A 7,782-nucleotide genomic window follows, 5' to 3' on the forward strand; every position below is an offset into this window, starting at 1 on the left:
GGCTCCAGGCCGCCAAGGCCGCCGCCGTCGCACAGGGCGCCCGGGAGGCACTGGCCTGGCTGGACGTCTCGGTGGACCTCGCCGAGCGGGAACGGGACGAGGCCGAAGAGGTGCGCGCGGCGTGGGAGGCGGAGCTGTCCACGGTGCGCTCGTCGACCGACGCGCTCGCCGCCGAACTGCGCGAACTGACGGACACGGTCCACCGCGACGAGCTGGCCCGGGCCCAGCAGCAGCTGAAGATCGAGGCCCTGCAGACCCGGTCCATCGAGGAGCTGGGCCTGACCCCCGACCACCTGATCGCCGAGTACGGGCCGGACCAGCCGGTGCCGGTCGCCACCGCGGCGTCGAACGACAAGTGGGCGGCGCTGCGGGCACCGGTGGACGAGGACGGCAACGCCGTCGCCGAGGGCGTGCCGTTCGTGCGCGAGGAGCAGCAGAAGCGGCTCAAGAAAGCGGAGCGCGACCTGGCCGCGCTGGGCAAGGTCAACCCGCTGGCGCTGGAGGAGTTCGCTGCGCTGGAGGAACGCCACCAGTTCCTGAGCACCCAGCTGGAGGACCTCAAGGCCACGCGCAAGGACCTGCTGGAGATCATCAGGGAAGTCGACGAGCGGGTGGAACAGGTCTTCACCGAGGCCTACCGCGACACCGCCGTGCAGTTCGAGCGGGTGTTCGGCCGGCTTTTCCCGGGCGGCGAGGGCCGGCTGGTGCTTACCGATCCGGAGGACATGCTCACCACGGGCATCGACGTGGAAGCCCGGCCGGCCGGCAAGAAGATCAAGCGCCTGTCCCTGCTCTCCGGCGGCGAGCGCTCGCTGACCGCAGTGGCCCTGCTGGTGGCGATCTTCAAGGCCCGGCCGTCCCCGTTTTACGTGATGGACGAGGTGGAAGCGGCGCTGGACGACACCAACCTGGGCCGGCTGATCACCATTTTCGAGGAGCTGCGCGAATCCAGCCAGCTGATCGTCATCACCCACCAGAAGCGCACCATGGAAGTGGCCGACGCGTTGTACGGTGTAACGATGCGCGGCGACGGCGTAACCACCGTCATCTCGCAGCGGCTGGAACATGCAAAGGCACTGGTCGACTGAGGCAGGAAGGCAGGCGAATTGGCGGGGATACCGGGCGAGACAGCCCAGATGCTGACCATCGACGGATGCGAGGTCCGCATCCGGACCGTCGGCTCCGGGCCCACGGACTTCGTGCTGGTACACGGCATCGGCGTCTCCGGACGCTACTTCGAACCCCTCGCGGCTGAACTCGCCCGGCACGGAACGGTACACCTGGTCGATCTGCCCGGGCACGGAGGAACCGCCAAACCGGAGCGCGCCCTGGGGCTGGTGGACTTCGCCGGGCTGGTCGACGCGGTCATGGGCCGGCTGGGCGTCGGTTCCGCCGTGCTGGTGGGCCACTCGATGGGCTGCCAGGTCGTCGTGGAAATGGCGCTGCACCACCCGGACACCGCCGCCGCGCTGGTGCTGCTGGCGCCGACGGCGAACCGCCGCGAACGCACGGCCTGGCAGCACGGCCTCCGGCTGCTCCAGGACGGGTTCCGGGAACCGCTGACCGTGGACATGATCGAGGTCACTGACTATCTTCGTTGCGGGCCGCGCTGGTTCCTGAAGACACTGCCGGCCATGCTTGACCAAAAGCTGGAGCAGCGGATCGCCGGGGTGCAGGTGCCGGTGCGCATCGTCCGCGGCGACCGGGACCCGATCGTGCCGCTGGACTGGTGCCGCGAACTGGCCGATGCCTGCCCGGACGCCACGGTGGACAGCATCCCCGGCGAGGCGCACGTGATGATGTTCCGTTCGCCCGGTCCGGTGGCCCGGCTGTGCCTGGCCACGGCCGGATTCGACGATGCTGCCGTCATAGACCGGTCATGAACCACCTGTTCCCGGGACTGCGGCTGGGCCGGGCCTGGCTGCTGGACTACGCCTACATCGGCCGCCAGCAGGTCCGCGGATTCTTCGACCGGACCGGCCCGGCGCGGTACCGGGAGGCAGGAACCCGCGCGGCGGACCCCGTCGTCGTGCTTCCGGGCATCTACGAGTCCTGGAAGTTCATGCGCCCGCTGATCGAGCACGTCCACGGGCGCGGGCATCCGGTGCACGTGATCGAGCCGCTGGGCTACAACGTGGGCAGCGTCGAGCGGATGGCCGGGCTGGTCGCCGACTACCTGCGCGGGCAGGACCTGGACAACGTGACCATCATCGCGCACAGCAAGGGCGGACTGATCGGCAAATACGTGATGACGGGCGCGGAGTCCGGGGCGCGGGTGAAGCGCATGGTGGCGATCGGAACGCCGTTTTCCGGGTCCCGCTACGCGTCCTTCGCGGTGACGCCGATGGTCCGCGCGTTCGCGCCGAACAACCGCGTCCTGCGGCGGCTGCTGGCCAACCTGGAGGTCAACCACCGGATCGTGTCCGTCTACAGCGCGTTCGACCCGCACATTCCCGGCGGCTGCCGGCTCGACGGCGCAACCAACATCCGGCTCGAGACCAGCGGGCACTTCAAGATCATTGCCGAGGACCGCGTCCGGGACATCATCGACCGGGTGCTGGACGGCGCGACGCCGGAATAAGCGGTCCGGTCATAACGGGTCCGATCCGCGTGGCCGCGGGGCTGGGAGGACTTTTGCGCCCCAGGCGGCCATTGTCGGGCCCGCGACGGGCCGTTAGTGTCGAAACCACGGACCACTTCAGAAGGAAAACCGGGCAGCCGCGCAGCCGTGACGGCGGTCCGGGGCAACAAAAGGAGGCAGTCATGACCGGACACCGGTTCGATGGAGGTTCGCGATGGGCTCCGTAGTAATTTTCGCTCCCTCGCCCGTGCTCACCGTGACGGTGGAGGACGTCGAGGGCACCGCCGATATCCACCTGCACGCCGGTGGCCAGGGCGTCTGGCAGGCGCGGATGCTGACCGCCCTCGGCGCGTCCGTCACGATGTGCGCCGCGTTCTCGGGCGAAGCCGGCGGCGTGATCCGGCACCTGATCGCCGACGAGGGCGTCAAGGTCCTCCCGGTGGAGGGCCAGGGCAGCAGCGCGGCGTATGTCCATGACCGGCGCGGCGGCGAGCGGGAAGTCATCGCCGAGAGTCCCGGGGAAAAACTGACGCGCCATGAACTCGACGAACTTTACGGACTGACCCTGCAGGCCGGGATCGAGGCGGGCACGGCGATCCTCAGCGGCGCGGTCCGCGAAGACGCCGTACCGCACGACGTCTACCGCCGGCTTGCGGCCGACCTGCGTACCGCGGGCTGCCGGGTGATCACCGACCTCACCGGCGACCGGCTCACCGCCGCGCTCGCCGGTGGGGTGAGCGTGGCCAAGATTGCCGATGACGAACTGACCGAGAGCGGGCGCGCCGCCTCGGACGAGCCCGAGGCAATCATCGGGGCGATGCGCGCCCTGCACGAGGAAGGAGCCGGCACGGTGATTGTCACCCGCGCGCATCTGCCGTCCCTGATGCTGCACGACGGCGCCCTCAGCGAGATCCGGGTACCCGAGATGCAGAGCGTTGACACCCACGGGGCGGGGGACTCGCTGACCGCCGGGGTGGCCGCCACCCTGGCCGACGGCGGCACCATCCACGAGGCGGTGGTGCTGGGTACGGCCGCCGGCGCGCTGAACGTGACCCGCCACGGCCTGGGCACCGGGGAAGAGGGCGCCATCCGGAACCTGACCAAACTGGTGACGGTCTCGCCGTACGACGGCGGCGGGAAGGCAACAGGACGGCAAATCAGCCCCGACGAGTTGGCGCGGAAGGTTCAAGAACAATGAGCAAGCCGAAGATGGTCCTGATCACCAACGACGACGGCATCGACTCCCCGGGCCTGCACGCCCTGGCGGCGGGAGTCCTGGAGGCCGGCCTGAATGTGACGATCGCGGCGCCGGTCGCCGAGGCCAGCGGCAGCAGCGCGTCCATTACCGCCCGGGAGGACGAGGGCCGCATCCGGATCGAGCGGCGCACGTTGAAGGGCCTCGAGTCCGTGCCGGCGTTTGCCGTGCACGGCACGCCGGGCTTCATAGCCATGATCGCGCCGCACGGTGCCTTCGGGGACGCCCCGGACCTGGTGCTCTCCGGAGTGAACCGCGGCGCGAACGTGGGCCGGGTGATCCTGCACTCCGGCACGGTCGGCGCCGCGCTGACCGCGGGCGTGAACGGCGGCCGCGGGATGGCCGTGTCGCTGGACACCGGGCTGGAGCCGGCGCAGCTGAACTGGGACACCGCCGCCCGGCTGGCGACCGGGTTGCTGCCGTACCTGATGGACCAGCAGACGGGCACCGTGCTGAACCTCAACGTGCCCAACGTGGACGGCACCCGGCTGCCGGAATACCGGTCGGCGACGCTGGCCGAATTCGGCATCGTGCAGACCACGCTGGCCGAACGCGGAGACGAGGACCTGCGGCTGGCCATCGCGGACAGCCAGGAGGAAGCCCCGCCGGAGAGCGACTTCGCGCTCCTGGCCGCCGGCTTCGCCACGGTCACCGGAATCCAGCCGGTCACCGAGAGCGAACTGCCGGAGCTGTCGGCCACCATGGCCAGGTTGCATTGGTAGTCGGTAAAACCCCGTGAAGGTACGCCATGATGTGGGAATGGCGCAGAAACAGGCAACGTCCGGGCAGCTGATGAACGTCTTCGTGCGGGGCTTCGACTATCCGATGTACATCGTCACGGCAGCGGGGGCCGGAGGAGAGCGGTCAGGGTGCCTGGTCGGCTTCGCCACGCAATGCAGCCTGAAGCCGGCGCTGCTCCTGGTGTGCATCTCGCAACAGAACCGCACCCATCCCGTGGCGCTGGAGGCCGGCGTCCTGGCGGTCCACGTACTGGAGCGCGGCCAGCGGGCGCTCGCGGAACTGTTCGGCGCCACGACGGGCGACGACGTGGACAAGTTCTCGCACTGCGACTGGGTGCCCGGACCGGAGGATGTTCCGCTGCTGGCGGACGCCGCGCGCGTCATGGTCGGACGTGTCTTGAAAAAGGTCGATCTCGGCGACCACACCGGCTTCCTGCTGTCCCCGCTCGAAACGCACGGGGAGGATGCCGCCGAACTCCTGACCTTCAGCGACGTCAAGGATCTCGAGGCCGGCCACCCGGCCTAGGAGCCGACGGTCACCGCTTTGATTACTGCCCCGCCAGCCGCCCGCGGACCATCTCGCTGACGGCCTTGCCGTCGAAGCGGCCGGCGACCTTCTCGGTGACCGGCTTCATCACCGCTCCCATCTGCCGCATGGACAGCTCCACGCCGTCGGCCTTAAGTCCGGCGATGGTTTCATCGATGATCTCCGCGACCTGGGCCTCGCTGAGCGGCTGGGGCAGGTACGCCTCGATGACTTCGGCTTCCGCGGTTTCCGCGGCGGCCCGCTCCGGCTCTCCGGCTTCCGTGTAGATGCGGGCAGTGTCGCGGCGCTTGGCGGCTTCCTTCTGCAGCAGCGCGGTGGTCTGGGCGTCGTCCAGCTCCACCGGCGTCTTGCCGGACTTTTCCTTGGTCGCGATTTCGCCCAGAACGTTGCGCACGGTGGTCAGGGCCGTCTTGTTCCCCGCCTTCATGTGGGCGACGACGTCGGCCTGCAGCTGCTCTTTCAAACTCATTCGGTTCCTCGTTCCTGTGGGGTTCGGTGGGTGCGGCGGGTGCCGTGTCAGTCGGTGGCGTAGCGGGTGACGAAGTTGCGGAGTATCCGCTGCGGAATCGTCACGGTGCGACCGCGCACCCGTTCCATGACGGCATCGGCCTGGTCCGGCGGGAAGTAGCCGGCATCGCGGTAGATCCAGATCCGGGTCAGCAGGCCGTCTACATCCAGTTCGGCGTGGAACTGCGTGGCGTAAAGGTTCTCCTGCAGCCGGAACATTTGGTTGGGGCAGTGCGCTGACACGGCCAGGCGGACGGCGCCCGCGGGCAACACGGAGCAGGCCTCCTTGTGCCCAACGAAGGCACCGAACTCACGGGGCAGGCCGGCGAGCAGGGGATCGGCACCGCCATCGTCAGTCAGCACAATCTGCGCTTCACCGATCGGCTCGCCGTATTGCCGGTCCACCACGCCGCCGCCGTACCGGCCCAGCGTGCCGACGCCGTAACAGGCGCCCAGGAACGGGAAATCATGCGCGACGACGGTGTCCAGCAGCTGCTCCAGCTCGGCTTCGACGCGCAACTGGGCGGCGGACTTGAATGCGTCGTCGTCGCTGGAGGTGTATGGGCTGCCGCCGAGGATGATCCCGCTGTAATCGTCCAGATCAATGGCCGGCATCGGTCCGGCCTCCAGCCGCACGCGGTGCAACTGGCCCGGTTCCAGGCCGCCAAAACGGGCGAAGGCCGCATACTCCTCATCGGCTGCGGTGTCTTCGGCGCGCGTGGCCAGCAGCAGGAAGGGCTTCATGCGTCGATCGTACAGTCGCTGCGGCAGGCCTTGGAACGTGGGCTGGCCGCCGTCGTCCGCCTCGGCCGCCGGGTTCCGGGTGACGCCGCCGCCGTCGCCGCCTGACCCGTGACGCGGAACGCTCAGCAGCTAGGCTAGGAACCGTGGACGCAACCATCATCATTTACGTAGTCATCGCCATTGTCGTCATCGGATTGGTGGCAACGCTGCTGCTGCGGGGACGCAGGACCCCGCCCGGCACGTACACCACCACCCGGGACGCGAATGACCCGGCCATGCCGCCTACCGGGGGCGGTACCGGCACCCTGGAAGCGCCCCGCGGACCGACGGCCCCGGCACCGCCCCTCGGCGCGCCGACCGAGGAGGAACTGCCGCCGGCCGAGGTCGAAATTCCGGAGGACGCCGCCGCGCTGGAGACCATCCCGGTCGAAACGCCGGCACCGGTGCAGGGCCGCCTGTCCCGGCTGCGCGCACGGCTGGTCAAGTCCAACAACGCGCTGGGCAAGGGCCTCCTCGCGCTGCTCGCCAGCGACAAGATCGACGACGACGTCTGGGACGAGATCGAAGAGACCCTCCTGCTGGCCGACCTGGGCACCGAGCCCACGATGGAACTCGTGGACGCGCTCAAGGACCGGGTGAAGGTGGAGGGAAGCCGCAGCCCGGAGCAGGTCAAGGCCATGTTGCGCGAGGAACTGATCAAGCTGGTGGACCCGTCCATGGACCGCTCGCTGGCCGTGATGCGCCATGCCGACCGCCCCGCGGTGATGATGGTGGTGGGCGTCAACGGCGTGGGCAAGACCACCACGGTGGGCAAGCTGGCCCGCGTGCTGGTGGCCGAGGACAAGGACGTGATCCTGGGCGCCGCGGATACCTTCCGTGCGGCCGCGGCCGAGCAGCTGGCTACCTGGGGATCGCGCGTGGGCGTGCCCACCGTGAAGTCCGACGTCGATGGCGCGGACCCGGCGTCCGTCGCCTTCGAAGCGGTGAAGGCCGGCATCGAGCAGGAAGTCGATGTGGTCATGGTCGATACCGCCGGGCGCCTGCAAAACAAGGTCGGCCTGATGGACGAACTCGGCAAGGTCAAGCGCGTGATCGAAAAGCAGGCCACCGTGGACGAGGTGCTGCTGGTGCTCGACGCGACCACCGGCCAGAACGGCCTGAACCAGGCCAAGGTGTTCGCCGACGTCGTTAACATCACCGGCATCGTGCTGACCAAGCTGGACGGCACCGCCAAGGGCGGCATCGTCGTCGCCATCCAGCGCAGCCTCGGCGTGCCCGTTAAACTGGTGGGCCTGGGCGAAGGGGCCGACGACTTGGCGCCCTTCGAGACCGAAGACTTCGTCGACGCGCTGCTGAACTAGCGCCAGCGGGGCCGTCCGCGCCCCGCTTGGCGGTTCCCGCGGCCGGC

At 69.1% G+C, this 7,782-nt stretch carries 9 protein-coding genes; 7 read left to right on the forward strand and 2 right to left on the reverse strand.

The genetic code is table 11. The annotated features are described in order from the left end of the window. The 6 genes from AC5RV2_RS12130 to AC5RV2_RS12155 form a co-directional block, all read left to right on the forward strand. A partial coding sequence (locus AC5RV2_RS12130) for an AAA family ATPase (protein ID WP_494092535.1) occupies nucleotides 1–1,088 on the forward strand: 1,088 nt, incomplete at its 5' end. 18 nt (nucleotides 1,089–1,106) lie between these two features. After that, a complete protein-coding gene (locus AC5RV2_RS12135; protein ID WP_494092536.1) occupies nucleotides 1,107–1,883 on the forward strand; it encodes an alpha/beta fold hydrolase in 777 nt (258 codons plus the stop codon). Further along, complete coding sequence (locus AC5RV2_RS12140; RefSeq protein ID WP_494092537.1) at nucleotides 1,880–2,581, forward strand: esterase/lipase family protein; 702 nt, start codon at nucleotides 1,880–1,882, stop codon at nucleotides 2,579–2,581. Before AC5RV2_RS12135 ends, AC5RV2_RS12140 begins: the two co-directional genes overlap by 4 nt. A 214-nt stretch (nucleotides 2,582–2,795) precedes the next feature. Continuing rightward, a complete protein-coding gene (locus AC5RV2_RS12145; RefSeq protein ID WP_494092538.1) occupies nucleotides 2,796–3,779 on the forward strand; it encodes a 1-phosphofructokinase family hexose kinase in 984 nt (327 codons plus the stop codon). Further along, a complete protein-coding gene (surE, locus tag AC5RV2_RS12150; RefSeq protein ID WP_494092539.1) occupies nucleotides 3,776–4,558 on the forward strand; it encodes a 5'/3'-nucleotidase SurE in 783 nt (260 codons plus the stop codon). Before AC5RV2_RS12145 ends, surE begins: the two co-directional genes overlap by 4 nt. Before the next feature lie 37 nt (nucleotides 4,559–4,595). Then, nucleotides 4,596–5,102: a flavin reductase family protein gene (locus AC5RV2_RS12155; protein ID WP_494092540.1), complete on the forward strand. Its 507-nt coding sequence runs from the start codon at nucleotides 4,596–4,598 to the stop codon at nucleotides 5,100–5,102. Nucleotides 5,103–5,124: 22 nt separating this feature from the next. Here AC5RV2_RS12155 and AC5RV2_RS12160 read toward each other — a convergent pair whose 3' ends face one another. Then, the gene (locus tag AC5RV2_RS12160) at nucleotides 5,125–5,592 is read right to left on the reverse strand and encodes a GatB/YqeY domain-containing protein (protein WP_494092541.1); all 468 of its coding nucleotides are present in this window, start codon (nucleotides 5,590–5,592) and stop codon (nucleotides 5,125–5,127) included. A 47-nt stretch (nucleotides 5,593–5,639) separates the two neighbouring features. After that, nucleotides 5,640–6,374 carry a glutamine amidotransferase gene (locus tag AC5RV2_RS12165; RefSeq protein WP_494092542.1) on the reverse strand — a complete coding sequence of 245 codons (735 nt, stop codon included), beginning with the start codon at nucleotides 6,372–6,374 and terminating at the stop codon, nucleotides 5,640–5,642. A 143-nt stretch (nucleotides 6,375–6,517) separates the two neighbouring features. Between AC5RV2_RS12165 and ftsY the strand changes: the two genes are divergently transcribed. Then, on the forward strand, nucleotides 6,518–7,735 hold the full coding sequence (gene ftsY / locus AC5RV2_RS12170) for a signal recognition particle-docking protein FtsY (RefSeq protein ID WP_494092543.1): 1,218 nt from the start codon (nucleotides 6,518–6,520) through the stop codon (nucleotides 7,733–7,735). Nucleotides 7,736–7,782: the final 47 nt, after the last annotated feature.

It is taken from the genome of Arthrobacter sp. Y3225116 (genome assembly GCF_059091245.1).